This is a genomic window from Castellaniella sp. (assembly GCF_049671645.1).
GTDB lineage: Bacteria > Pseudomonadota > Gammaproteobacteria > Burkholderiales > Burkholderiaceae_B > Castellaniella.
Genome location: NZ_JBATVG010000027.1, coordinates 19,079 through 43,099, shown reverse-complemented (window position 1 = coordinate 43,099; position 24,021 = coordinate 19,079). Strand labels below are relative to the sequence as shown.

Annotated in this window: 22 protein-coding genes and 1 tRNA gene; 8 read left to right on the top strand and 15 right to left on the bottom strand. The window is 62.8% G+C overall.

Translation table 11 applies throughout. From position 1 onward, the window contains the following. Positions 1-2 precede the first annotated feature (2 nt). On the top strand, positions 3-806 hold the full coding sequence (gene dkgB / locus WBG56_RS14725; RefSeq protein ID WP_424269641.1) for a 2,5-didehydrogluconate reductase DkgB: 804 nt from the start codon (positions 3-5) through the stop codon (positions 804-806). Positions 807-829: 23 nt separating this feature from the next. Here dkgB and WBG56_RS14720 read toward each other — a convergent pair whose 3' ends face one another. After that, a complete protein-coding gene (locus WBG56_RS14720) occupies positions 830-1,606 on the bottom strand; it encodes an IclR family transcriptional regulator (RefSeq protein WP_424269639.1) in 777 nt (258 codons plus the stop codon). A 156-nt stretch (positions 1,607-1,762) separates the two neighbouring features. Here WBG56_RS14720 and sauS point away from each other — a divergent pair, with 156 nt between their 5' ends. The 4 genes from sauS to WBG56_RS14700 all read left to right on the top strand — a co-directional run bounded on the left by sauS (position 1,763) and on the right by WBG56_RS14700 (position 6,479). Beyond that, complete coding sequence (sauS, locus tag WBG56_RS14715) at positions 1,763-3,202, top strand: acylating sulfoacetaldehyde dehydrogenase (protein WP_424269901.1); 1,440 nt, start codon at positions 1,763-1,765, stop codon at positions 3,200-3,202. Then, the gene (locus WBG56_RS14710; RefSeq protein WP_424269637.1) at positions 3,199-4,722 is read left to right on the top strand and encodes an AMP-binding protein; all 1,524 of its coding nucleotides are present in this window, start codon (positions 3,199-3,201) and stop codon (positions 4,720-4,722) included. The genes sauS and WBG56_RS14710 overlap by 4 nt, the downstream gene beginning before the upstream one ends. Before the next feature lie 176 nt (positions 4,723-4,898). Next, positions 4,899-6,221, top strand: a complete 1,323-nt coding sequence (locus WBG56_RS14705; protein ID WP_424269635.1) for an MFS transporter — start codon at positions 4,899-4,901, stop codon at positions 6,219-6,221. Between the two features lie 120 nt (positions 6,222-6,341). Continuing rightward, entirely contained in the window at positions 6,342-6,479 is a 138-nt protein-coding gene (locus WBG56_RS14700) for a hypothetical protein (protein WP_424269633.1), read from the top strand. 333 nt (positions 6,480-6,812) lie between these two features. On the opposite strand, the gene WBG56_RS14695 is transcribed toward WBG56_RS14700, so the two are convergent. The 8 genes from WBG56_RS14695 to WBG56_RS14660 all read right to left on the bottom strand — a co-directional run bounded on the left by WBG56_RS14695 (position 6,813) and on the right by WBG56_RS14660 (position 14,227). After that, on the bottom strand, positions 6,813-7,460 hold the full coding sequence (locus WBG56_RS14695) for a DsbA family oxidoreductase (RefSeq protein ID WP_424269631.1): 648 nt from the start codon (positions 7,458-7,460) through the stop codon (positions 6,813-6,815). Positions 7,461-7,760: 300 nt separating this feature from the next. Further along, positions 7,761-8,435 carry an NAD(P)H-binding protein gene (locus tag WBG56_RS14690; protein WP_424269629.1) on the bottom strand — a complete coding sequence of 225 codons (675 nt, stop codon included), beginning with the start codon at positions 8,433-8,435 and terminating at the stop codon, positions 7,761-7,763. Positions 8,436-8,548: 113 nt separating this feature from the next. Beyond that, the gene (locus WBG56_RS14685; RefSeq protein ID WP_424269627.1) at positions 8,549-9,547 is read right to left on the bottom strand and encodes an LLM class flavin-dependent oxidoreductase; all 999 of its coding nucleotides are present in this window, start codon (positions 9,545-9,547) and stop codon (positions 8,549-8,551) included. A 91-nt stretch (positions 9,548-9,638) separates the two neighbouring features. Further along, positions 9,639-10,736, bottom strand: coding sequence for an alkene reductase (locus WBG56_RS14680; protein ID WP_424269625.1), 1,098 nt, complete (start codon positions 10,734-10,736; stop codon positions 9,639-9,641). A 16-nt stretch (positions 10,737-10,752) separates the two neighbouring features. Next, on the bottom strand, positions 10,753-11,775 hold the full coding sequence (locus WBG56_RS14675; RefSeq protein WP_424269623.1) for an LLM class oxidoreductase: 1,023 nt from the start codon (positions 11,773-11,775) through the stop codon (positions 10,753-10,755). Positions 11,776-11,886: 111 nt separating this feature from the next. After that, on the bottom strand, positions 11,887-12,798 hold the full coding sequence (locus tag WBG56_RS14670; protein ID WP_424269621.1) for a LysR substrate-binding domain-containing protein: 912 nt from the start codon (positions 12,796-12,798) through the stop codon (positions 11,887-11,889). 291 nt (positions 12,799-13,089) lie between these two features. Further along, positions 13,090-13,174: transfer RNA gene (locus WBG56_RS14665), tRNA-Leu, on the bottom strand. A 42-nt stretch (positions 13,175-13,216) separates the two neighbouring features. Next, positions 13,217-14,227 (bottom strand): GlxA family transcriptional regulator, encoded by a 1,011-nt coding sequence (locus WBG56_RS14660; protein WP_424269619.1) that lies wholly within the window; start codon positions 14,225-14,227, stop codon positions 13,217-13,219. 227 nt (positions 14,228-14,454) lie between these two features. Between WBG56_RS14660 and WBG56_RS14655 the strand changes: the two genes are divergently transcribed. After that, entirely contained in the window at positions 14,455-15,867 is a 1,413-nt protein-coding gene (locus WBG56_RS14655) for an L-serine ammonia-lyase (protein WP_424269617.1), read from the top strand. Between the two features lie 4 nt (positions 15,868-15,871). Here WBG56_RS14655 and WBG56_RS14650 read toward each other — a convergent pair whose 3' ends face one another. Then, positions 15,872-16,672, bottom strand: coding sequence for an EamA family transporter (locus WBG56_RS14650; protein ID WP_424269899.1), 801 nt, complete (start codon positions 16,670-16,672; stop codon positions 15,872-15,874). Between the two features lie 228 nt (positions 16,673-16,900). On the opposite strand from WBG56_RS14650, the gene WBG56_RS14645 reads away from it, so the two are divergent. Further along, positions 16,901-17,353, top strand: coding sequence for a PaaI family thioesterase (locus WBG56_RS14645; RefSeq protein WP_424269615.1), 453 nt, complete (start codon positions 16,901-16,903; stop codon positions 17,351-17,353). Then, positions 17,350-18,330 (top strand): LLM class flavin-dependent oxidoreductase, encoded by a 981-nt coding sequence (locus WBG56_RS14640; RefSeq protein WP_424269613.1) that lies wholly within the window; start codon positions 17,350-17,352, stop codon positions 18,328-18,330. The genes WBG56_RS14645 and WBG56_RS14640 overlap by 4 nt, the downstream gene beginning before the upstream one ends. Here WBG56_RS14640 and WBG56_RS14635 read toward each other — a convergent pair. Genes WBG56_RS14635 through WBG56_RS14615 form a run of 5 tightly spaced genes read right to left on the bottom strand, consistent with a single transcriptional unit; the run spans position 18,321 to position 24,021 of the window. Next, positions 18,321-19,226: a MaoC/PaaZ C-terminal domain-containing protein gene (locus WBG56_RS14635; protein WP_424269611.1), complete on the bottom strand. Its 906-nt coding sequence runs from the start codon at positions 19,224-19,226 to the stop codon at positions 18,321-18,323. The genes WBG56_RS14640 and WBG56_RS14635 overlap by 10 nt on opposite strands. Beyond that, entirely contained in the window at positions 19,223-20,809 is a 1,587-nt protein-coding gene (locus WBG56_RS14630) for an AMP-binding protein (RefSeq protein ID WP_424269609.1), read from the bottom strand. The genes WBG56_RS14635 and WBG56_RS14630 overlap by 4 nt, the downstream gene beginning before the upstream one ends. Before the next feature lie 43 nt (positions 20,810-20,852). After that, a complete protein-coding gene (locus tag WBG56_RS14625; RefSeq protein WP_424269607.1) occupies positions 20,853-21,650 on the bottom strand; it encodes an enoyl-CoA hydratase/isomerase family protein in 798 nt (265 codons plus the stop codon). Next, entirely contained in the window at positions 21,647-22,369 is a 723-nt protein-coding gene (locus WBG56_RS14620) for a GntR family transcriptional regulator (RefSeq protein WP_424269605.1), read from the bottom strand. The genes WBG56_RS14625 and WBG56_RS14620 overlap by 4 nt, the downstream gene beginning before the upstream one ends. Continuing rightward, positions 22,366-24,021 (bottom strand): acyl-CoA synthetase, encoded by a 1,656-nt coding sequence (locus tag WBG56_RS14615; protein ID WP_424269603.1) that lies wholly within the window; start codon positions 24,019-24,021, stop codon positions 22,366-22,368. The genes WBG56_RS14620 and WBG56_RS14615 overlap by 4 nt, the downstream gene beginning before the upstream one ends.

Here is a 24,021-nt window from a genome sequence, read left to right as displayed (position 1 = left end):
CCATGTCCATCCCCCCTATCGGTGTCGGCACCTTCCGTCTCCAGGGCCAGACCGCGGTCGATTCGGTTCGCACCGCCCTCGAAGTCGGCTATCGCGCTGTCGATACCGCGCAGATCTATGAGAATGAAGCGGCAGTCGGTCAGGCGATCATGGAATCCGGCGTTCCGCGCAATGAATTGTTCCTCACCACGAAAATCTGGATCGACAATCTATCGAGCGACACGCTGATTCCAAGCCTGGAAGCCAGTCTGGAGAAATTGCGGACGGACCACGTTGATCTGACCTTGATCCATTGGCCGTCGCCCGGCGGCGCCGTCCCGTTGGCCGAGTCGCTCCAAGCCCTGCTCGAAGCACGCGCACAGGGGCTGACACGACAGATCGGCGTTTCCAACTTCACCACTGCGCTGTTGGGTGAAGCCATGGCCGCGATCGGGCGCGAGAACATCGCGACCAATCAGGTGGAGATCAGCCCCTACCTGCAGAACCGAACATTGGTGGCGTTCGCTCGCGAACACGGCATTCATCTGACCTCGTACATGACGCTCGCCTATGGCAAGGCGGTACAGGACCCGGTATTGCGACAGATTGCCGACAAGCACGGCGCGACATCGGCGCAAGTCGCACTGGCCTGGGCGCTGCTGCAAGGGTTCTCCGTCATCCCGTCGTCGACCAGACGCGCCAATCTCGAGAGCAATCTCAAGGCGGCTTCCCTGAGCCTGGATGACGAAGATCTTGCCGCGATCGCCCAGCTGGATCGGAACGAGCGGTTAGCGAACCCGGAGGGTCTTGTTCCGGATTGGGATTGATTTCTGGGGGGGTGGCTGCCCGTCTAGAGCGATGCGTGATTTTCGCGAAAAATGGCGGCCATTTTCTCGGCAGTATCGCGCAGCTGCGAAAGATGAGCCGTCAGGCCTTCCACGCTCGTACGCTCTATCGACGATTGGATGGCGACCGCCGCGCACGCACGGCGGCTGTCCAGCATGACCGGCACTGCCATTCCCACGATACCCGGCATGTACTCCTGATTGTTGAAGCTGAGCCGGTTGCGACGGATGCGCACCAGCTCTTCCCGCAGCACTTCAGGGCTGGTGATGGTCTGTTGCGTACTCACACGCAAGGGCAGCTTCTCCAGCAAGCGTTCGCGCTGCTGCCTGGGCATGAAACTGAGCAACAGCTTGCCGCTGGAAGTACAGTGCAAGGGAACCCGAGTGCCCGCCTGCAGCGTCGTGGGCAAAGGCCAGTTGGCTTCCACTCTGTCCAGATATACGATACCGTCACCGCTGGACATGGTCAGGTTGCAGGTTTCATCCACAGCGTCCACAAGCTGTTGCAATAGCGCCCTTCGAGCCGCTGCCGGCCCTGACACCATCAGCATACTGATGGCCATCCGGCGCACGCGTGACGAACATTCGTAATGTTTCCCTGGACTATTGCGCGTCACCAGCCACGCGCTCTCGAGCTGCTTGAGCAGCCGATGAACGGACTGCTTTGGCAATTCGATGCGATCGGAGATCTGTGCCAGCGATAGCGGTTCCCGGGCCTGGGACAGGATTTCTATGATGCGGAAGGCGCGCACTGCCGTAGCATTGCTCTGGGTCGATGACATGCGGAGTTCCTCACGTTTTCATTGACTGTAGTCCCGAAAACCGCGTCTTTCCATCCGCACCGATGATCCCGTCACCGAATCATGAAAAATCGGGACGCTTTATTTCTCCGCTCACGTAGATTGGATGCTAGTCCGTCCAACCAGGAGGAGCAGGAGATGGAACTTCAGGAAATCCGTCCGGATACGGAAATCGCCAGGAACGACCAGGTCGATCAATTGATACAAAGGGCGCGCAGCGCCCAGATCCTATTCTCGGGAATGGGGCAGGAAGCTCTGGATGATGCTGTCGCTGCCGCCGCCTGGGCCATCATGGAACCCGAGCGCAATCGCCTGCTGGCCGAACGAGCGGTTGCCGACACCGGGCTGGGAAACGTGGCCGACAAGATCCGTAAGAATGATCGCAAGACCCTGGGCCTGCTGCGCGACCTGCAAGGGGTCATCTCCACCGGGGTCATGACTCACGATGAGGCGACCGGGATTACCGAGATCGCCCGCCCCGTCGGGGTGGTGGCCGCCGTCACGCCATCCACCAATCCGGCTGCTACACCCGCCAATAAGATCATCAATGCACTCAAATGTGGCAATGCGGTCATCGTGGCGCCGTCCCCCAAGGGGCTGGGCTCATGCCAGATGCTGATCGGCTTCATTCACGAGCAGCTACGCAAATGCGGCCTGCCCGCTGATCTGGTGCAATGCCTGCCGGCGCCCATCACCAAGGCCGCGACGGCCGAGCTCATGCGCCAGGCAGACCTCGTGGTCGCCACCGGATCGAAATCCAATGTCCGCATGGCTTATACCTGTGGCACGCCGGCGTTTGGAGTGGGCGCAGGCAACGTGGCATCGATCGTGGATGGTTCTGCCGACGTGATGGACGCCGCTGCCAAGATCGTGGCTTCCAAGACTTTCGACAACGCCACCAGTTGCTCCTCGGAAAACAGTCTGGTGGTGGTTGCTTCAGCGTACGACGCCTTGCTGGCCGCCCTGCGGGCGCAAGGAGCAGTGCTGCTCACCTCCACGGAGAAACAGCGACTGCAAGCTGTCATGTGGACTGCCGGCAAGCTGAGCGGCGCAGTGACAGGCAAGCCAGCCGCTGAAATAGCCACCATCGCCGGCCTGGACCTGAGCGACCGGATCGCGTCGGACGCACTGACGGTGCTGCTGGTCGAAGAGACCGACTTCGGCAGCGATCACCCCTTTTCCGGAGAAAAGCTTTCGCCGGTTCTGACCGTCTACCGCGCATCGAATTTCGACGAGGCCTGCGACATGGTATGGCGTCAGTATGCCTACATGGGTGCGGGCCATTCAGTCGGCCTGCACACAAGTGACAAGAATCAAGCAGAGGTGCTGGGCCAGACGCTGCCGGTGTCCCGGGTCATCGTCAACCAGGCGCATTGCTTTGCCACGGGCGGTAATTTCGACAACGGACTGCCCTTCTCTCTGTCCATGGGCTGCGGCACATGGGGCGGCAACAACTTCTCCGGCAACATGCACTACCGCCACTACATGAACATCACGCGCGTAGCGCGCCGGATTCCGGAACGCAAGCCCACGGTGGAGCAGGTGCTGGGCGGATACTTCGAGAGGTATGGCGCATGAGCGAGCAACTTACTTTCGCGCAATTGCTGCGCTCTCTGGCTGCTCGCCAGCCGGACAGCCCCTATCTCATTTCGTCCGACAGCGGCCGCGAGTTGAGCTGCGGGCGCCTGTGGCAGCAGTGTCAGCACCTGGGGCGACAATTCAAGGCACTGGGCCTGGATACGGGCGACAAGGTGTCCGTCTATATGCCCAACGGCGAACTGACGGCGGTCCTGTTGCTGGGCATCATGGCCAACGGCCTGGTCGCCAATCCGATCAACCTGATGTGCCAGCACGCACAGCTCAAGCATGTTCTCGACCACTCCGATACACGGCTGATCTTCACGAGCAAGGAGCAAGCCGGCACGCTGGCGGCCGCCTTGCGCGAGGTGGACCGTGACATCCGGGTGGTGGAGTGCGACCCGGCGAGCGACGACGTACCATTATTCGCGCCAGACCCGGTCGCCGGCGCCACCATGGCCGAGCCCGCGCCGGACGACCCGGCCTTGCTGATGTACACATCCGGCACGACAGGTGTACCCAAGGGTGTGCTGCACAGCCACGACAGCCTGATCTACAACGGCCGCTGCATCAGCGAGGCTCACCGCCTGACCCGGAATGATCGGGTGCTGGGCTCGCTGCCGCTCTACCACATCAACGGCTTAGTGGTGACGCTGATCGCACCGCTGGTGCACGAAGGGTCAGTGGTGATGACGCCGCGATTCTCGGCCGCATCCTTCTGGACGGATGCCAGCCGTTTCCAGTGCACCTGGATCAACGTGGTGCCTACCATCATTTCCTACCTGCTCAATGACGGCAATGACCGCGCGATGCCGGACCTGTCCCGCCTGCGGTTCTGTCGGTCAGCATCGTCAGCATTGGCGCCGGAACATCATCGCGCCTTCGAAAACCGGTTCGGCATCGGCATCATCGAGACCATGGGCTTGACGGAAACGGCCGCACCCGCATTCAGCAACCCCATAGAACCTGAGGAACGACGCATCGGCAGCATCGGCACACCGTCTGGCATGCGCGCCATGGTGATCACTGCCGATGGCAAGCAAGCCGCACCGCAGGGAAAAGGCGAAATCATCCTCCACGGCCGCAACGTCATGCTGGGATACTACAAAGATCCGGAGCGCACACGCGAAACCTTCACGGATGATGGCTGGCTCAAGACCGGCGACATTGGTTATCAGGACGAGCAAGGCTACTTCTACGTTACCGGCCGGGCCAAGGAACTGATCATCAAGGGGGGTGAAAATATTGCACCACGCGAGATCGACGAGGCGGTCATCAAGCATCCCAACATCCTGGAGGCGGCCGCGGTGGGTGTGCCGCACCCCGACTATGGCCAGGATATAGCCGTGTATCTGGTGCTGCGCGACAAGGCGGCTTTTGACGGCGATGCCTTGCGCCGCCACTGCCTGAGCGAATTGGGTAAATACAAGACACCCAGCAAATATGTTGTAGTCGACGAGCTGCCCCGCGGCCCATCGGGCAAAGTACAGCGCCTCAAACTGCTGGAACTTGGTGCGTGACCAAGTCCGGCCCTCCTTTCCCACAACTACGCCAGCATCGGAAATGCGCGGCGGGAGACCTTTGAACAGATCACAAGAAGCTGCAGTAAAGCCGCACAGAATCCGCATACCCGACACAATCTAATCAAGCCGGCGCAAATGACCTTGGATCGCTCGCGCCGACCGGGGAGACAAACATGCAACGTCGAGTAAAAACCCATCATCTGATATTGATGGTGATGTGCCTGCTGTATTTCATTGCGTATATCGACCGCGTCAACATTTCCGTGGCAGCACCCCTGATCCGGGACGAAATGGGCCTGAGCAACCTGGAGCTCGGACTCGTGTTCTCGGCATTTGCCTACCCTTACGCCGCCATGCAGATCTTCGGCGGCTGGCTGGCCGACCGCTTCGGCCCGCGCAAGGTACTCATCGTCCTGTCCCTGATCTGGGGCGCAGCAACCCTGTTGACCGGCTTCGTGGGCAGTGTGATCGCCCTGTTGGTCATGAGGTTCGCGCTGGGGATCGGCGAAGGCGGGGCGTTTCCGACCGCAACGCGCGCCTTCACCTACTGGATGCCCATTACGCAGCGCGGTTTTGCCCAGGGAATCACCCACTCGTTCTCTCGCCTTGGCGGCGCGATCACTCCACCTTTGGTCGTCCTGATCATCGCCCTGGCCGGCTGGCGTGAGTCCTTTATCGTGCTGGGCGCCGTCAGCCTGGCCTGGACCGTGCTGTTTCTCTTCGTATTCCGCGACACCCCGGCTGAGCATCCACGGGTCACCCCGGCTGAACTGGCGGAAATCAACGCCGGCAGGGTGGAACAACCTAAGAAAGAGAAAGGTCCGACACCATGGGGACGACTGATCAGGGGCATGTGGAAGGTGACGTTCGTCGACTTCTGCTATGGCTGGTCGCTGTGGGTCTACCTGACATGGTTGCCGTCCTACTTGAAGGACGAGCGCGGCTTCGACCTGAAGGCCATGGCGCTGTTCACGGCCTTGCCCTTGATGGCCGGCGTGGTGGGCGACACATTGGGCGGCATCGTGTCCGACACCTTGCTGAAGAAGACCGGGAACATCCGCTTCGCCCGCGTGTCGGTCCTGACCTTCGGGCTGGTAGGCGCGCTATTGTGCATGGTACCCATGGTTTCCATGGAAGATCCGCTCATGGCTGTACTGCTTCTGTCGCTGTCATTCTTCTGCCTGGAGCTGACAAATGCAGTGTTGTGGAGCCTGCCCATCGATATTGCCGGTGATTACGCGGGTACAGCAGCTGGCATGATGAACACGGGCTTTGGTGTGGCTGGAATGATCTCCCCCGTCGCATTTGGCTTCTTGATCCAGAGCACGGGCAGCTACCACTTGCCGTTCCTGATTTCCGCTGGCCTGCTCGGGGTGGGTGCACTGACGGCGCTGCTGATCGATCCACGCAAGACCGTGAAACGCGCGCCGGATACTCAAAGCGAGGGCTATCGTGCCAAGGAACTACAGATCAATGCGAGCCCCGGTCTGAAATAGCCGCCATCACCCTGGGAGCCACACTGCCATTCTGATTTGACATAATTCAATAATGCTGGTATTTTATACAGTGATAGTGGCGGCGCACAGTGTGCTGCCACATTGCTTTGGGAGAAAACCATGTCAACACCTAAACGTGTCGCCTGGAAAGACATCGTCGCGCCACCGCTTAACTGGAAAGCCCCAAAGATATCCGACCAGGAATCCGAATCCGGCGAGAATAAACAAGACAAGAAAGAGCAAAGCTCCGACAAGTAGGCATCTTGTCGCCGGGCAGGGCCATTGACCAGGCCCTACCTCATTCATGGGGGACACCAGCATTCATCAGCCTTTGTTTGCGAAAAACACGTTCAACAGAGGCTCTGCTGATGTCCCCAACCACCAGAACAAAAATAGCGGTACAGCAAAGCAGAAATACCGCTCTTATCGCTTGGCAGACTTGAAAGCTGAGATCGTAAGTCGGGCGGCAACTTCGTCGATATCATCGATTTCGTCGTCTCTCGCCCCGGCTTCCTTCAGGTTGGCTCCGACGCGGCAATCCTGTTCCGGATTGCTTGCGCAAGTGGCGCGAATCGCTGGCTTTGGGCCGATTCACCGGGCATCCGCAACCTGCCGCAACGCCTGCTCGAAAGTCTCGGGAGCCTGGCCACCCTGGATCAGATGCCGGTCATTCAGGATGATGGAAGGGACGGAATTGATACCCTGCTGGGTGTAAAAGCGTTCGCGCGCTCGTACTTCCGCCGAGTACTCGTCGGAGTCCAGAATCTCGCGCGCGCGGTCCTGGTTCAACCCCGACTCTCGGCACAGCCTGATCAGGGTCTCGTGATCGCTGGGGTTCTCGCCATCCGTGAAATACGCCTTCAAAAGCGCATGCTTCAAGGCCAATTGATGGCCTTCAAGACCAGCCCAGTGCAGCAGTCGGTGCGCATCGAAGGTGTTGTAGGTGTGCGTGCGCTTGTCCATATTGAAGGTGAAGCCGACCTCGCGGCCCCGCGCCGTGATGAGTTCGCCATTTTGGCGGACCTGCTCCGGCGTCATGCCGTACTTGCGCGAGAGGCGCTCGACGGTATCCTGCCCTTCGGGTGGCATGTCCGGGTTCAGCTCAAAGGGTTGGAAATGAAGTTCCACCTCGATTGCGCCATCGATCCTGGACAACGCCTGCTCCAGCGAGCCCAACCCCACCGCGCACCAGGGACAAGACACGTCGGAGACGAAATCGATCTTGATACGGGGGACCATGCGACACTCCTACCAATAGACGGCAACTACTATAGTTTATCCAAGAGCGGCCGTGAAAACCGATATGCCGCCGGGTTGCAACACAAACGATCCGTCAGGATGTATGAACCGATTGGAGGACGTGGGCATGAGGAGGGGGTTGCCCGCAGGCGATCAACTTGTTTCACCACCATAGCCCAATCGGTGGCGCTACTTCTGTAAAAAAACCCGGCTTTTGGCTGCTCGCCAATTACCGGGAAGCATTTCGTGCCTCGCTGCGGGCGGCAGCGAAACTCGCAAGGCCTCTCAAAGCGCCATGCACTATTTCACGACTGCAGCAATCGGAAGATCCCCATCATAGAAATTCACGGTCTGACGTACAGCCGAGTTGGTCTTGATGACATGCGAGATGACTTCAGCCACGTTCTCGCGCGAGGTAACACGCCTGTCATCCGGCCAGTCTTTTCCAACATTTTCGGTTCTCATAATTTTCCCCGTGGCTGGTGCGGTCGTCAGCAAGCCGGGGCCGAGAATGGTGTAGTCAAGCGTGCTTTCGCGCAGCTTGGCATCCGCGTCATGCTTGGCCTTGGCATAAGAGTAGAAAGAATTCTGGGGGTCGAGCCGATGGATATCTACGTCGGCTCCCGCATAGGAAACCATGACGAAGCGCTTGACTTCCGCCTGACCGGCAGCCGCCATGGCGCGCGTCGCGGCCTCGTAGTCGACAGCATGGGTGCGCGCCGGATTGCCGCCACCCGCTCCTGCCGAGAAAACGATAGCTCGGGCGCCGGAGAATGCCGATGCAAGTTCATCGACGCGGGCCGATTCAATGTCGAGCACAACAGGATTGCCGCCTGCGTTTCGTACATCTTCACGATGGTCTGGATTGCGAATGATCGAATCGACCGCGTAGCCTGCAGCTTGTAGCTTGCCCGCCGCGAGCAAGGCTACCTTGCCATGCCCTCCTATGATCACTACCCGATTAGTGTCAGCCATGAATGTTTACTCCTATGGTTATGGACTATCTTTCACTGTTCAAATGCAAGCCACACGCCTGCGTGATCCGCTGCTCATGCAAAGCATCTCAACGATTCCATAAGGCGGAAAAATCAAGCCAAAGCCGGTTGCGCCAGTGTCTCGCCCATCGCCTGGGCCGCATACTCATGAGAGCGCATCCGCGCTTCGGGCTCATAGATACGACAGTCGATCATCAGCTCGTCGGCGCCGGTCTGCGCCACGAGGCGGGATAGCCCCTCACCGACCGTATCCCGATCGCCCGTCACCGTGCAGGCCATGACCTGATTCAGCACATCCCGTTCATGGGGGGGCAAACTTTCCACATAGCCTTCGCGCGGCTTGGGCAGCAAGCCCATGCGCCCCACATGCAGATCCGTCATCCATTGACGATGCGAGCTGGCAAGAAAGTCGGCCTCCTCGTTGGTGTCGGCTGCGAACACATTGACGCCGATCATCACGTAAGGCCGGGCCAGATGTTCCGACGGCCGAAAGTTCTTGCGGTAGTGGGCAATGGCCTGATGCAGAAAGCGCGGTGCGAAGTGCGAGGCGAAGGAATACGGCAGACCGAGCACAGCGGCCAACTCAGCCCCGAAGAGGCTGGAGCCCAGAATCCATACCGGGACGTCATGAGAGCCAGGAACACCGCGTACCGGCCTGCGCCCATTGTCGGCAAGGTAATCCATGACTTCGATGACATCCTGGGGGAAGTCCCGTTCAGGGGCGCCCCGGCGCAAGGCCTGAATGGTCGGGCCGCCCGTACCGGGCGCGCGGCCCATGCCCAGATCGATGCGGTTCGGGTACAGAGTGGCAAGCGTACCAAACTGTTCTGCCACCACGAGCGGCGAATGGTTGGGCAGCATGATGCCGCCGGCGCCAACACGTATATTGGAAGTGGCCGAAGCGATTTCGTTGATGATGAGCGAAGTGGCGGCCGAACCGATGCCAGGCATGTCGTGATGCTCGGCAATCCAGTAGCGGCCAAAACCGTGCTGTTCTACATGCCGCGCCAGTTGGCGCGATTCGTCGATGGCATCGGCGAAGGTCTTGCCTTCGCCGACCATGACCAGATCCAGTACGGATAGTGCTGTCATAACTGACTCCATGAATAATAGTGTGTAGTGTCGAAACGCTGCGAACTTCCGTTATCCGGGGGCGTTCAAGGATTCCATTCATCGCTCTTGATCAAGCCGGCACAGCCCATGCTTCCGGGGTATAGCTCGGGTAATCGGTATAGCCTTCCGCCCCCCCGCCGTAAAAGGCTTCCCGCCCCGCTTCCGCCAGCGGCCAGTCGTTGCGCAAACGCTCGACCAGGTCCGGATTGGCGATGAAGGGCTTGCCGAAAGCCACCAGGTCAGTGTCCCTGTCGGCCAGCGCCTGTGCAGCGGTCTCTGGCGTGAAACCGCCAGCCAGCAACAAGGTCCCGCAATAGGCAGACCGAAACAACGCTTGAAATGCAGACGTTCCCAAGTGGCTGGCATGAACATAAGCCAGATTGCGCTGCGACAGCGCGCCAGCCAGAGCCAACCAGGTGGCTTCTTCGCCCTCGAAGGCATGCAGATCCGCCAGCCGGGCGAAAGGCGAAACGCGCACACCGACACGGGTACTGCCGATCTCGGCAGAAATGGCGTCGACGGTTTCCAGCAACAGACGCAAACGGTTGGCAATGGGCGTGCCGCCGTAGTGGTCCTCCCGGGTATTGAGGCCGCCGTTAATGAACTGCTCGAACAGATAGCCGTTGCCCGCGTGGATTTCCACGCCATCAAAGCCAGCGGTCATGGCATTGCGCGCGGCGCGGCGGAAGTCGTCGATCACGCCTCGAATGCCGGCCAGATCCAGCGCTATCGGCTGGCTTGCAGGCACCTGCGACGGTTCTCCTTTGGCATTGAAGGCCTGTACCGACGTCTGGGCAGCGGCCACGGCGACGGGAGCCACGGGGGCCGCGCCATTTTCTTGCACCGACGTGTGGGACACGCGCCCGACGTGGCTGAGCTGCGCAAAGATGCGTCCTTCAGCACGATGCACGGCGTCCGTTGTGCGCCGCCAGCCGGCAATCTGTGCCTCGCTGTGGATACCCGGGGTGCACAGATAGCCGCAGCCCTGTGGCGACACCTGGGCGCTTTCGGTGATGATCAGTCCCGCGCCGGCACGTTGAGCGTAGTACAGCGCCATCTGCGCCGGCGGAACGGTGTCCGGCACCCGTGCGCGTGTCATCGGCGCCATCACCAAGCGGTTGGGCAGTTTCAGGCCGGCCAGATCATAGGGTTCAAACAAGGCGGACATGTCAGTAGCTCCTGGCTCACTCATGGGAGGGGAAATGCGGCAACACGTACTCGGCCAATTCGTCGAGGATCTCGGCGTAGGGCTGGCGGCTGACCTTAGGGTTCAAGGCGGCATGCGATAGGCCAGCGTCCCGGGCCCGTTCCAGATAAGCTACCAACCCATTGCGGCCCGCACGAAAGCCCCCCGGAATGCGCCGGAACGGCTCGTTCGGGTTGCTGCTCAGGTCCAGGTAGCCGCCCAGGCTGAGTGGCTTGAAGGCCTCTTCACCGGCGGCGGCTCGCACGTGCATCTGCCAATCGTCAAATACATTTACCAGGCTGTCGGGACCCGGCGCGAAGACCAGCAGCCCGTCCAGGTTGTTCGCCAGCCACTCCGTGCTCTGCTGGGAGCGGCCCACCGCCATGGACGGTATGCGGCCAAATGGCGGCTTGGGCACCAGATCCAGCGTGCCGCGCGAACCGCCAAAACGCGCCGAGCGGAAATTGGGAAAGCTTTCTTCGGTCAGCGTGCGAAACACCGACCAAGCGTCGCGGTAGCGTTCGCCCCGGGTATCGAAGTCGATGCCCAGCATTGGGTAATCGCTATGACGGTCTCCCGACGACAAGCCCAGCACCAGGCGACCGCCACTGAGCTGATCCAGCGATGTGGCCTGCTTGGCCAAGTACATGGGTTCATGGGTCGGCAGCACGATGCCCGTAGTGCCCAGGACGATCCGGCGCGTCGCGGCGGCCAGGTAGCCGATGTAGACCATGGATTCGAAGATATGGGCGGTATCGCCATATTCCGGGTCATAGAAGGGCACGTCGCGCATCCACAGCGCACCAAAGCCCAACTCATCAGCGCGTTGCGCCATGGCAACGTGGTCGCGCATGGTCGGCGCGGGCCGGGAAGGATGTGTTTCCAACGGAAGGATCAGGCCGACGGTCAGCGCGCCGGGCCGGAACAGGCGCTGAAAGCCCGGATGGCGCTCAAGCTTGGGATGAGGGCGTACGACTAAAGAGGATGACTCCTTTTCGATAGGCTGCGCAAGAGCGGACATGGCAATGACTCCAATTCAATTCACCTTGATGACAGTGTGATTGAATCCAGGCCATTGATAAACACCTTCTAGAGACCATCAATAGGGAATTAAAATCCCTAATGGCCTAAGCTAGCTCTCCCAAGGCACGCCTTCCCGCCAGCTTTCTACCAACAGATCGATGAAGGCGCGGATACGCGGCGAAAGGTGTCGCTTGCTGGGGTAGACCACGCGAATCGGGTCGGGCGGCGCGCGATAAGGTTTCAACACCTCGACCAAGGCGCCGGCACGCAAGTCATTGCCGGTAATGTAAGTCGGCAGATGTATCAGTCCGAAGCCGGCCAGGGCGGCTTCCCGCATGGCTTCGGAACTATCGATGTTCAACCGCCCCGGCGTTTCGCACAAGTAAAGGCCCTCCGGGGTCTGATAGCGCCAAGGGCTAGGCTGCTCTCCGCCCAGAAACGAAATGGTGCCATGGACTGCAAGATCTTGCGGCCGCTGGGGCACTCCCTTGCGTGCCAAGTAGTCCGGCGAGGCACACGTGACAAACTGCTGCTCAGCCACCGTGCGGGTCAGCAACTGAGCATCCTCTCGGGACTCACCGATACGCACCGCAATGTCGAACCCCTCTTCCACCAGGTCGATGAACCGATCGGTGAAGCGAACGTCGGCCCGCAGATCGGGCCACTGCTTCAAATAATGGCCCAGCACCGGCAGGATATGGCGCTGGCCAAAAGAAAGCGGTGCAGTCAGCCGCAGGGTGCCGCTAGGCTGGCCCCGGCGCGCCGCCATAGTGGCCTCGACCTCTTCAAGATCTTCCAATATCTGTCGCCAGCGTTCAAAAACCGCTCGGCCTTCATCCGTCAGGCTCAGCTTTCGCGTGGTCCGATGCAGCAGACGCGATTGCAGCCGGGCTTCCAGCCGCGCCACGCTTTTGCCCACCGCGGAGCGGGTCAGCCCAAGCGAGGATGCGGCGGCCGTAAAGCTGCCGGTTCTAACGGCCGCGACAAAGGCTGTAATGTCGCCGAGACGATTGGGTTCCATTTGGGGGCTTCCTCCTGGTCAAATACGCTCCCCAAAACGGGAACCAATTTCCCGAATCATCGCTTTATTATTGCAATATGTCCAAATTAATAAGCTTATCGAGACGCGTTGCCACATCATGCGGTGGCAAGTCCGCCTTCATGCCGCACAATGGAATTGTCTTATGCCATAGCCCCTTACCCGGCACGCAGCCAGCAGTGTTTTAAGAAAGCTCTGGACCGTTAACGGGCACGCACGCTTACGCTCGAATTCCACATGTGAGCGGAAAGTTCATAAGTTGTTGATTTTAGATGGTGCCCGGGGCCGGAATCGAACCGGCACGCCTTGCGGCGGGGGATTTTGAGTCCCCTGCGTCTACCAATTTCACCACCCGGGCAGGGTCGGGGTGACAGATCGTCACTCCGGAAATGGACCGCCATTATACGGTGTTTTCAGACGAACCTGCCTGGCGCCGCCAAACCCCAGGCGACAAACCGTATTCCGCCCGGAAACTGCGCCCCATGTGCGCGGCGTCGGCGAAGCCGCAGTCGGATGCCACGGCGGCGATGCTCTTGTCCGTCTGGCGCAGCATCCAGGCGGCCAGGCGCAGGCGCACGACACGGGCGTAGGCCTGGGGGGTGGTGCCCAGGTGCTGGCGGAACAGGCGCTGCAACTGACGCGGGGACAGGCCCAGGCGGCTGGCCAGGTCGTCCAGGCCCAGGGCCTGGCCGGCGTACTGCTGGATCAGCAGGACGGCGCGGCGCACGGCGGGGGGGCTGTCCGTCGGCACGTCAGGCGGCGGGGGCTGCACCTGGCGGTGAGGCTCGCCGGCCTGGATCTGCAGCAGGCGCAGGGCGCGCTGGATGTCGGCCTGGGGCAGGTAGCGGCTCAGGATGCGCACGGCGACGTCGGTGACCGCAGGGCCGCCCACGCAACTGATGCGCCGCCGGTCGAAGGCGGCGGGCTGGTCGGTGACCAGCGCGTCCGGCCCGAAGGCCGGGTGGCGTTCCGTGAATTCGCGATACAGGCTGCTGCTGACAGCCAGGCGGTGGCCGACCAACACACCGGCCTGGGCCAGGGCGAAAACGCCGTTGCACAGACCCACCAGACGGCGCCCACCCCGGGCGGCCTGCCGCAGCCAGGCCAGCAGGGCCGGGCCGGGACTGTCCTGCGGCTGCTGGGGACCTCCCACGACCACGATGTAATCGAAGCGCAGGGGATCCCCCAGCAGGTCGGAGGGGACGACCTGCACACCGCTGGCGCAGCGCACGGGGATCAGGGTGTCGGCCACGACTTCCCAGGAACACGGGCCGGGCGTGTCGGTCTGGGCGTCCAGCAGGCCCAGCAGGTCGGCAAATGCGGCGAACGCGCCCAGCGCGAACTGGGGCAGCAGGACGAAGCCCAGGCGCACGGAGATATCTTCAGTCCCTGTAATGTCGCTTTTATTCATTTATAGAGCTTTCAAGTCGCTTATATACCAAAAATAAGAACCCAGATAAAAGCGCATCAAAGCGCTACAAATCCGCAGACAGAGACATAGAGCAATAAATACATGATGAATGTCGTTTTCATTCAATCCATATTTTGCCAAATCACTAGAATCAAAGGCAAGCAGGGAATGCCCGCCGCCGCCCGGCAGCGCGCGGATTCCCCGCACCTATTGCACAAGAGACAAGCATGGCTTTATCCGTTTTCGACATCTTCAAGATCGGCATCGGTCCGTCCAGTTCCCACACGGTGGGCCCCATGCGTGCCGCCCGCAATTTCGCCCGCAACCTGGATGCGCGCGGACTGCTGGATCAGGTGTCCAGCCTGTCCATCCATCTGTACGGATCCCTGGCGGAAACCGGCGCGGGCCACCGCACCGACATGGGCATCATGCTGGGGCTGATGGGCGAGGCCCCGGACACAGTCGACCCGGCCGCCATCGGCGAACTGGTCGGCGCCGTGGCCCGTGATCACCGCCTGGCCCTGTGGAACCATCACACCATCGCCTTCGACCCCAAGACCGTGTTTTCCGGTCGGGTGCAGCCCCTGCCGGAGCACCCCAATGGCATGCGCTTCATCGCCCTGAACGCCCAGGGCCGCACCGTGCTCGACGAACGCTACGTGTCCATCGGCGGGGGCTTCATCCGGGCGCTGGACAGCATCGAAACGGATGAAACCGTGCCCGAGCACGAGCCCATGCCCTACCCCTTCGCCAATGCGGCCGAACTCATGGACCAGTGCGCCCGCCATGGGCTCACCATCCCCCAGTTGATGATGGCCAACGAAACCACGCTGCGCCCGGCGGACGAGGTTCGCGCCGGGGTGCTGCGCATCGCCCGGGTCATGGACGACGCCATCGACCGGGGCTGCGGCCTGCAGGGCGACTTCGCCGACGAGATTCTGCCCGGCGGGCTGAAGGTCCGCCGCCGGGCGCCGGCCCTGTATCGCGAACTGAAGGCCAAATCGGGCGAATCCCGGACCCCCTGCCCCGCCAGCCCGGACGACGTGATGTTCGCCATGGACTGGGTCAACCTGTATGCCATGGCCGTGAACGAGGAAAACGCCGCCAGCGGCCGGGTAGTGACGGCACCGACCAACGGGGCCTCCGGGCTGCTGCCGGCGGTGCTGCGCTACTACCGCACCTTCATCCCGGGGTGGTCCGAAGACGGCGTGGTGGATTTCCTGCTGACGGCGGCCGCCATCGGCTTCCTGTACAAGGAAAACGCCTCGATTTCCGGGGCGGAGGTCGGCTGCCAGGGCGAGGTCGGCGTGGCCTGTTCCATGGCGGCGGCCGGCCTGACGGCCGTGATGGGCGGCACGGTGGCGCAAATCGAAAACGCCGCCGAAATCGGCATGGAACACAATCTGGGGCTGACCTGCGACCCGGTGGGCGGACTGGTGCAGATCCCTTGCATCGAGCGCAACGCCATGGGCGGCAACAAGGCCATCAATGCGTCCCGCCTGGCGCTGCACGGCAACGGCAAGCACCACGTGACGCTGGACATGGTGATCGAAACCATGCGCCAGACCGGCGCCGACATGAAATCCAAATACAAGGAAACGTCGCGCGGGGGCCTGGCGGTCAACGTGGTGGAATGCTGATCCCCTAACGCCCCGCCCGCACCACGCCGATGGTGGCGGCCACCACCAGCCCCACGCCCAGAATCTGCCCGCCATCCATGCCCTGGCCCAGGATCAGCCAGCCCGACAGGGCGCCGATGGCGGGCTCCAGGCTCATCAGCACGCCAAAGGCGGCCGCCGGCAGGCGGCGTAACGATTGCATTTCCAGGATGTAGGGCACCAGCGGCACCAGCACCGCCAAGCCCGCCGTCAACCCCAACTGACGCCAGGGGAACAGGGCCGTGCCGGATTCCACCATAGCAAAGGGCAGCGACAGCACGGCCGCCGCCAGCAGCGAGGCCGACAGGCCCTGCAAGCCCGGCAGGCTTCGGCCGACGCGTTTCATCATGACGATGTAGACCGCCCAGCCGCCGGCCGCCAGCAAGGCGAAGGCGATGCCGACCGGATCTGCGCCAGGGCCGTCGTGCGCGTCGCCCCAGGCCAGCAGCAGGATGCCGAGGGCGGCCAGCAGGGGCCAGGCCAGCGCCCGCCAGCCGCGCACGCCCAAGGCGGCCACGGCCAGCGGCCCGCAGAATTCCAGCGCCACGGTCAAATGCTGGGGCAGGCGCTCCAAGGCGACAAAAAATGCCAGGGACATCACGGCCATGCCGGCCCCCAGGATCAACGTCGCGCGCCACTGTGCAGCGCTGAAGCGATGCAAGGGCGGACGCACGAAAATGAACAGGACCACCGCCGCCCAGCAAATCCGCAGGGCGGACGTGCTCAGCGGCCCGTAGTCCGCGATCACGGGCACCGCCAGCGACACCCCGGTCTGGACGCTGATCATGGATGCCACGCCCAATCCCACCGCCAGCCACAGACCACCGCCCCGTATCGGCGGGCCCGAGCCCTCGGCGGAAGACGCATCCCCGCCCTGCGCCGCAGGGCGTCGGGTCCCGCCAGCGGGCGCGTCTTGGGCGGTCGGTGAAAATGGCTTATCGTTTGACACTGGTTGGGCGCGGCGGCTTCTTTCCGCCCATTGCTTTTCAGACATACGACTATACAGGACCTCTCGATGGCATCATCTCCACCTTCCCGGGATACGGCAGCCTTGCGCGACCGCATTCAGGCCCTTCTTGATCGCTCGGGCCTGATGCAACACCTGGGGGCCAAACTGGGCGACGTCAGCAGCGGCCGCGCACATGTGCACCTGCCCTTCTCTCCCGCCCTGACCCAGCACCTGGGCCTGTTCCACGCCGGGGCGACCAGCGCCATCGCGGACGCCGCAGGCAGTTTCGCCGCCATGACCCAGGCCCCGGACGGCCACACGGTGCTGTCCGTGGAATTCAAGATCAACCTGCTGGCCCCCGCCCAGGGCGAATCCCTGGAAGCCGTCGGCCAGGTCATCCGCAAGGGCCGCACCCTGACCATCGTGCAGGTGGACGTCTTTGCTTTGAACGCCGGGCGAAAGACACCGATCGCCCTGATGCAGCAAACCATCATCAACGTACCGGAACGCCAGCCATGAGCCTCACCATCCCCTTATCCGTCCTGGACCTGGCGCCCATCACGGAAGGCGGCAACGCCGCCGAATCGTTCGCCCACACCGCCGACCTTGCGCGCCATGCGGACGCCTGGGGCTACCACCGCTACTGGATGGCCGAACACCACGGCATGACGGGCATCGCCAGCGCCGCCACCGCCATCCTGATCAACCATGTGGCAGCCGCCACCACGCGGATCCGCGTCGGCGCGGGCGGCATCATGCTGCCCAATCATTCGCCCCTGGTCATCGCCGAACAATTCGGCACGCTGGAGGCCCTGCACCCGGGCCGCATCGACCTGGGCCTGGGACGGGCGCCGGGGTCGGACCAGACGACTGCGCGGGCGCTGCGCCGCACGCTGCAGACCGATCCCGACGCGTTTCCCCGCGACGTCGTGGAACTGATGGGGTATTTCCGGGGCGAGAACCCGGTGCGCGCCGTCCCCGGCGAGGGCCACGGAGTCCCGATCTGGATCCTGGGGTCCAGCCTGTTCGGCGCCCAACTGGCGGCGGCGCTGGGGCTGCCCTATGCCTTCGCCTCGCATTTCGCGCCGGCCCAGATGATGGACGCCATCCGCGTCTACCGGCAGCACTTCCAGCCGTCCGAGCATCTGGACAAGCCCTACGTCATGCTGGGATTCAATGTCTTCGCCGCCGACACGGACGAAGAGGCGCGTTTCCTGGCCAGCTCCTGGCAACAGTCCTTCGTCAACCTGCGCACCGGGCGGCCCGGCCGCCTGCCCCGGCCGGTGGACGGCTATCTGGACAGCCTGCCGCCCGCCGCCCGGGAATTGCTGGATCACATCCTGTCCTGCGCGGCGATCGGATCACCCGGATCCGTCGAAGCCCAGACCCGGTCCTTCATCGCCCGCACGGGGGCCGACGAACTGATGATCACCTGCAATATGCACGACCACGCAGCGCGGCTGCGGTCCTACGAAATCGTGGCGGGCTATGCGTGAAGGACTTCCGCGATGCCGTCATCCAGGATCAGTCCGCCGGCGCTATCCAGCACCTGGAACGCCACGGATCGGACCGGGGTGTCCGGCGGCTCGTCCCGAACGCAATACCTGAGAAACAGGGTTTCCCCGACACAGGCCTTGCCCACCATGCGGGCGCCCAGGCGCGCCAAGCGCCCGGGGTCACCCTGCGCCAGCCGGCGGATCAAGGCCAGGCCTGCGCTGCCCCACGTGCACGTGCCGTGCAGCAGAGTGTCCTTCAAGCCCGCCGCGCGGGCGGCGACACGCTCGGTATGGATGGGATTCCAGATTGCCGCGGCTTCGGTATACAGATGCGGTAGCGCCCGCGATACGACAAGGACGGGTTCGGGGGCCGATTCCCAGGCAGCGATGTCCCTGGCGGCCGGCAATGCCGGGGGCTCGGCGATCGCACCGCCGTCGCCTTGCAGCCTATCCCCCAGAAAGATGCCGCAAAACCAGCTCTGCGTCGCCAGGTCTCCCGTATCCTCCAGCACCGTGTCCAGCCTGACCGCCACGTAGACGCCGATTCTTGTCTGGCGCAAGGCGCAGATCTTCCCCCGGACGACCACTGTCTGCCCAGGCCGGATGGGCCGCAGGAAACGCGAATCCTGCTGGACGTGGATGCAGCGCCACATGCGTTCGTCATCCGCGGCCAGGACCGCGCGATAGGCCGCGCCGTTCATCACCCGCCATTCGGGCACGACCGTGAACGTCGGCAGGCCCACGATGCCTTCCGACCGGGAATCATCCAGATAGCAGGCATCATGGGCGCCCATGACGGCGGCGTAGCTCATCAGGTTCCGGGCCGTCACCCTCATCGGCAGCGGCGCCAATTCAGCCCCCAGAGCGCCGGCGGAAAACGGTAGTGTATTCGTCACGACGACTTCCTCAAGCGGTATCCCATGGCATCCCGATCGCCACGCCCCTGGGGGTACTGCTCGCGCAGAGCGTTTTTGCGCACTTTTCCCGTCTCGGTCTTGGGCAAGGGGCCCGCGACGAAATCCACATAGCGGGGCAATGCGAACGGCGGCAGTCTCTCGAACAGATAATCCAGCAGTTCAGGGAGGTCCAGGCGACCGCCATCGCGCAGGGCAACAATCGCCTGGACCTCCTGCTCGCCCTCGGCCGATGGAACGCCGATCACGGCCACCTCCTGCACGGCGGGGTGAGTCAGTATCTGGGACTCGACTTCGTACGAGGACACGTTTTCGCCCCGCCGACGGATGCAGTCCTTGAGCCGGTCGACGAAGAAAAACGCGCCGGAATCGTCCTGGATGCAGGAATCCCCGGTATGAAACCAGAGATTCCGCCAGGCCGAAAGCGTGGCTTCGGGAAGATTGAAATAACCTGGGCTGACCGTCCAGGGCCGCTCGTCCCGGATCACCAGTTCACCCGCCACGCCCCGGGGCACTTCCCGGTCGAACCGATCGACGATCCTGGCGGACACGCCGAGGCGCGGCCGTCCGCAGCCGCCGTCCGGACGGGTCGAGAACCCTCCGGTATCCAGCGGCACGCTGAGCTCGGTCATGTTGAACCAGCTCATGACGGATACGCCGAAACGGTCGCAAAAATGCGCGGCATCCTTGAGCACCGGCACCATCAGCACCTTGCGCAAGGAATGCCGGTGGTCGTCGGAGCTGGGCGCGGCGGCGTTCAGGAAACTGGCCACGGACCCCAGCATCATGGTCACGGTCGCACCGTGCCGGCGCACGTCCGGCCAGAACCCGCTGGCCGAGAACCTCGGCCGTATGACCAGGGACGCCCCTGCCTGCAGGACCGCGCCCAGGCAATGCGGCAAGCCGACGTGGCACATGGGGTTGGTCATGTAGAACACATCGCCGGTTGCCAAGTGCGTCGCCACGCTGGCCGCCGTGTTCGCAGCCTGGGCGTGGGTATAGAGCACGCCTTTCGAAGGGCCGGTCGTCCCCGAAGTGTAAAAGATCGAGAGCGTGGCGCTCGCATCCGGATAGGGCAATTCGCACGGCGCATCGACCTCGTCCGGCCATAGCTCGATGGCATCGGGCGGCAGGCTGTCGGCATCCCCGCGCCCGCCGTGAAACAACAGGGGAAATGCCGTCTGGAAATGATCCGACTGTTCCGCCAGGCGTCCCCACAGCGCGGCATCGGTCACCACGGCGCCTGCCTGGACGTCATTCACCTGATGGGCCAGCAACGCGCCCCGATAGGCTTGATTCAACGGTACGGAGACCGCTCCGATCCGCCCCAGGGCCAGCCAGATCAAGGCGTAGTCCAGGCCGTTCTCCATCCAGAGAATGCACCGCATGCCGGGCGCCACCCCATGCCGATGGAGGCGGGCGGCCAGACTTTCCACGACGCGGTGAGCCTGGCTGTAACTCAACGCCCTGTCGCCCTGCGTCAAAAATGGCCGGTCGGCGCAGACCTGGGCTTGCCGGGCAAGCTCTAGGCACAACAAGGCCCCGGCGGAGGATTGATACAACACACTCGCCTCTTTCAATCGATGGATGATGGAATGCGCCGTACGGTCAGCGGCGCTGAAAAAACGCGTCCAGCGCCTGTTGATGCTCGTCCGTGGACTGGCAAGCGACGTACTGCTCCAGATCCATGTAGCTGACTGCATGGCCCAGTGCGTTGGCCGCGACGTTGATCGCCTGTTTGGTCATGCGCATGGGAACCGGCGGCATGCTCGCCAGGCGGCGAGCCAGCAGCAAGGCCTTCTCCTGCGCGTCGCCCGGATCGGACAGCTCATCGACCAGGCCCCAGCGCTCCGCCGTCTGCGCATCCACGGGATCCCCCAGCATCAGCAGCTTCCGGGTCCTGGCCTGGCCGATCAGGGCGACCAACCGGGGGATGCTCTGCCAGCTCATGTTCATGCCGTTGCGCAACTCCGGCGCGCCCAGCATGGCGCCACTGCTGGCCACGCGATAGTCGCAAGCCAGGGAAAATGCCAGCCCGCCCCCCAGGCAATAGCCCTCTATGGCGCACACGGTGACCGCGTCCAGGGATTCCCAGGCAGCGCACGCGCGAGCGCCGATCGAATGAATCTCCAGCCGTTCCGCCGTGGAAAGCGCCCGATGGCCCGCAACCTCAGCCTGCTTGAGATCCATGCCGGCGGAAAACGCATCGGGCAATCCCGACACGATGACGACACGCAGATCCGCGTCCCCCTGCAAGCGGTTGGCCACGGCCCACAATTCACGCAGCATGGCGTACGACATGAGGTTGTAGCGGCTCCGGCCCTGGAGCATGACCCGGGCGATATGGGGCTCCGGCCGGTCGACGGCCACGTGCCGGATCTCTTCCTGAAGATCGAAAGATGTCATATGAGGTACTCGTTGCGTAAAACCCGATGGGCGAATCCTTCCAGGTACTCGAACAACACCTGGACGGCGCGAGCGACCGCCTGTTCGTCTCCCTTCGCCACGGCGCCCATGACCCCGAGGTGCCGCTCGATAGCCTGCTCGGCCTCGTCCGCGGACCAGTGGTCGCGGTTGTAATACCAGAACCGGCGCGAGTGGGCATGCATAGGCGCGAGGATGCTGCCGATGAACGGATTCTGGCAAGCCTCGATCATCAGGTCCTTGTAGGCCTTGTCCGAATAGACGAAGACCGCCTGATCGGGCGCCCCGATGCCCGCGCGCAACTCTTCGGCCAGGGCTTCCATGCGCTGGCGCTGCTGATCGCTCTGGCGCTTGGCGGCGCGCGTGGCCGCGAACAATTCGAGTTGGTGGCGCAGGTCCAGCAGATGCAGATACTGCTTGATCTCGACATCGGCGACGAAAGCCCCCTTGCGCGGCAGTATCTGGATGAGCTTGTCTTCGGCCAGCCTGCGCAAGGCTTCACGGATCGGAGTCCGGCTGATGCCCAACTCATGGCTGAGCTGCTGTTCCGACAGCATATGCCGCGGCGGATACTTGACCTGCACGATACGCGCTTCTATCACGTGATAGGCCTGGTCGGCGAAATCGTCTCCAAGCGCCTCGGGCGACGCATCCGGCGCAACGGTATTGGCCGGCGCTCGCCCTTTTAATGAAGCCGTCATATGGAATGGTCCTGAAGAATGCTGGAATGATCGGGCCTGTCTCCGGGGAGGCCAGGCGCGACGGGTACCGTATTTTCCGACATCCCTTCCCCGCGGGAAAGCCGGGTCAGCAGCGTCTTGCGGTCTACTTTCCCCGTCGCATTGCGGGGCAAGGCATCCAGAAGGCTCACCTGGCGCGGGACTTTATAGCCCGCCAGCCGCTCACGGCATTGAGCCAGGATGGCTTCCGTCGACAGCCGCGCGCCCGAGACCGGCACGATCGCGGCATGGCCGACTTCACCCCACTTCGGATCGGGCTGGGACACGACGGCCACCTCTTTGACGCCGGGCAGCCGCTCGATGACCCGCTCGACTTCGGCGGGGTAGACGTTCTCCCCACCGGATATGTACATGTTCTTGCAGCGATCGACTACATGGTAATAGCCATCCTCGTCGCACCGCACCATATCCCCCGTCCGGAACCAGCCATCGACGAAGGACTTGCGGGTTTCCTCGGGACGGTTCCAGTACCCCGGGGTGATGGACGGCCCCCGCACCCACAATTCACCGATCTCGCCGCCCGTTATCTCGACGCCCTGCTCACCCATGACCTTGACTTCCATATGCATCACGGGCAATCCGGCGGAGCCCTGCTTGTCGAGCGTGCGGTGCGCGCCCAGGATCGTGACGGTCGGGCCGGTTTCGGTCATGCCGAAGGTCTGTTGCATGCCCGCCCCCTTTTCGGCGTAAGCGCTCAGCAAAGGCATGGGCATAGGCGCGCCGCCCACGCCCATGCTGCGCAGACCGGAGAGATCGGCCTGCGCGAACTCGGGCAACTGCTGCATGAAAAGATAATTGGCCGGCACGCCGAACACATGAGAACAACGAGACATCAGCGCCAAGGCGCGCGCCGGGTCGAAGCGGCGCATCACCGTGACCTTCCCGCCTGCCAGCAGGCAGGGGTTCGCCGCCAGATTCAGGCCGCTGGTGTGGAACATGGGCAGAAAGGTCAGGCCGTGGCTGTCCGACGTCAGGCCGGTCGCGAAACCGTAATTGATGGCATGAAACAGCACCATCCGATAAGTGACCATGACGCCCTTCGGCATCCCCGTGGTGCCCGAGGTGTAGATCAGCGTCCAGCAATCCGACAGCCCGCTCACATGAGGGTCGCCCAGCCCCACGTCCTCCTTGATGGCCTGCTCGTACTCGCAGGGCTCGCCACGCTCATGCATCAGCATGGCCCGGATGGGCAGGCGCGCGGCCAGCGTCTCGGCTGCGCCGACGAATTCCGAATCATGCAACAGCGCCACGGCGCCGCAATCCCTCAGGATATCGTCGAGCTCCGCGACGGCCAGCCGGACGTTCAGGGGCACGAAAATGGCGCCGATCCGCTGGCAGGCGAATTGCACTTCCAGGATATGCGTCGAATTATGCGCCAGGGTCGCCACCCGCTCGCCTGGAAGGACCCCCAGCCGGTGCTTCATATAAGCGGCCAACGCCTGCACGCGCCGATCAAGCTCAAGGTACGTGAACGAACGCGACGAATGATCGTCGATAAGGGCCTCTTGGTCCGGATGGCTGCGCGCATGCGTGGCGATCCAGTCGTACATCCTGGTTTCTGACATAATCCGATCGATGAAAAACCGTGCTGTCGCTGCGGGCGGGCAATGCAC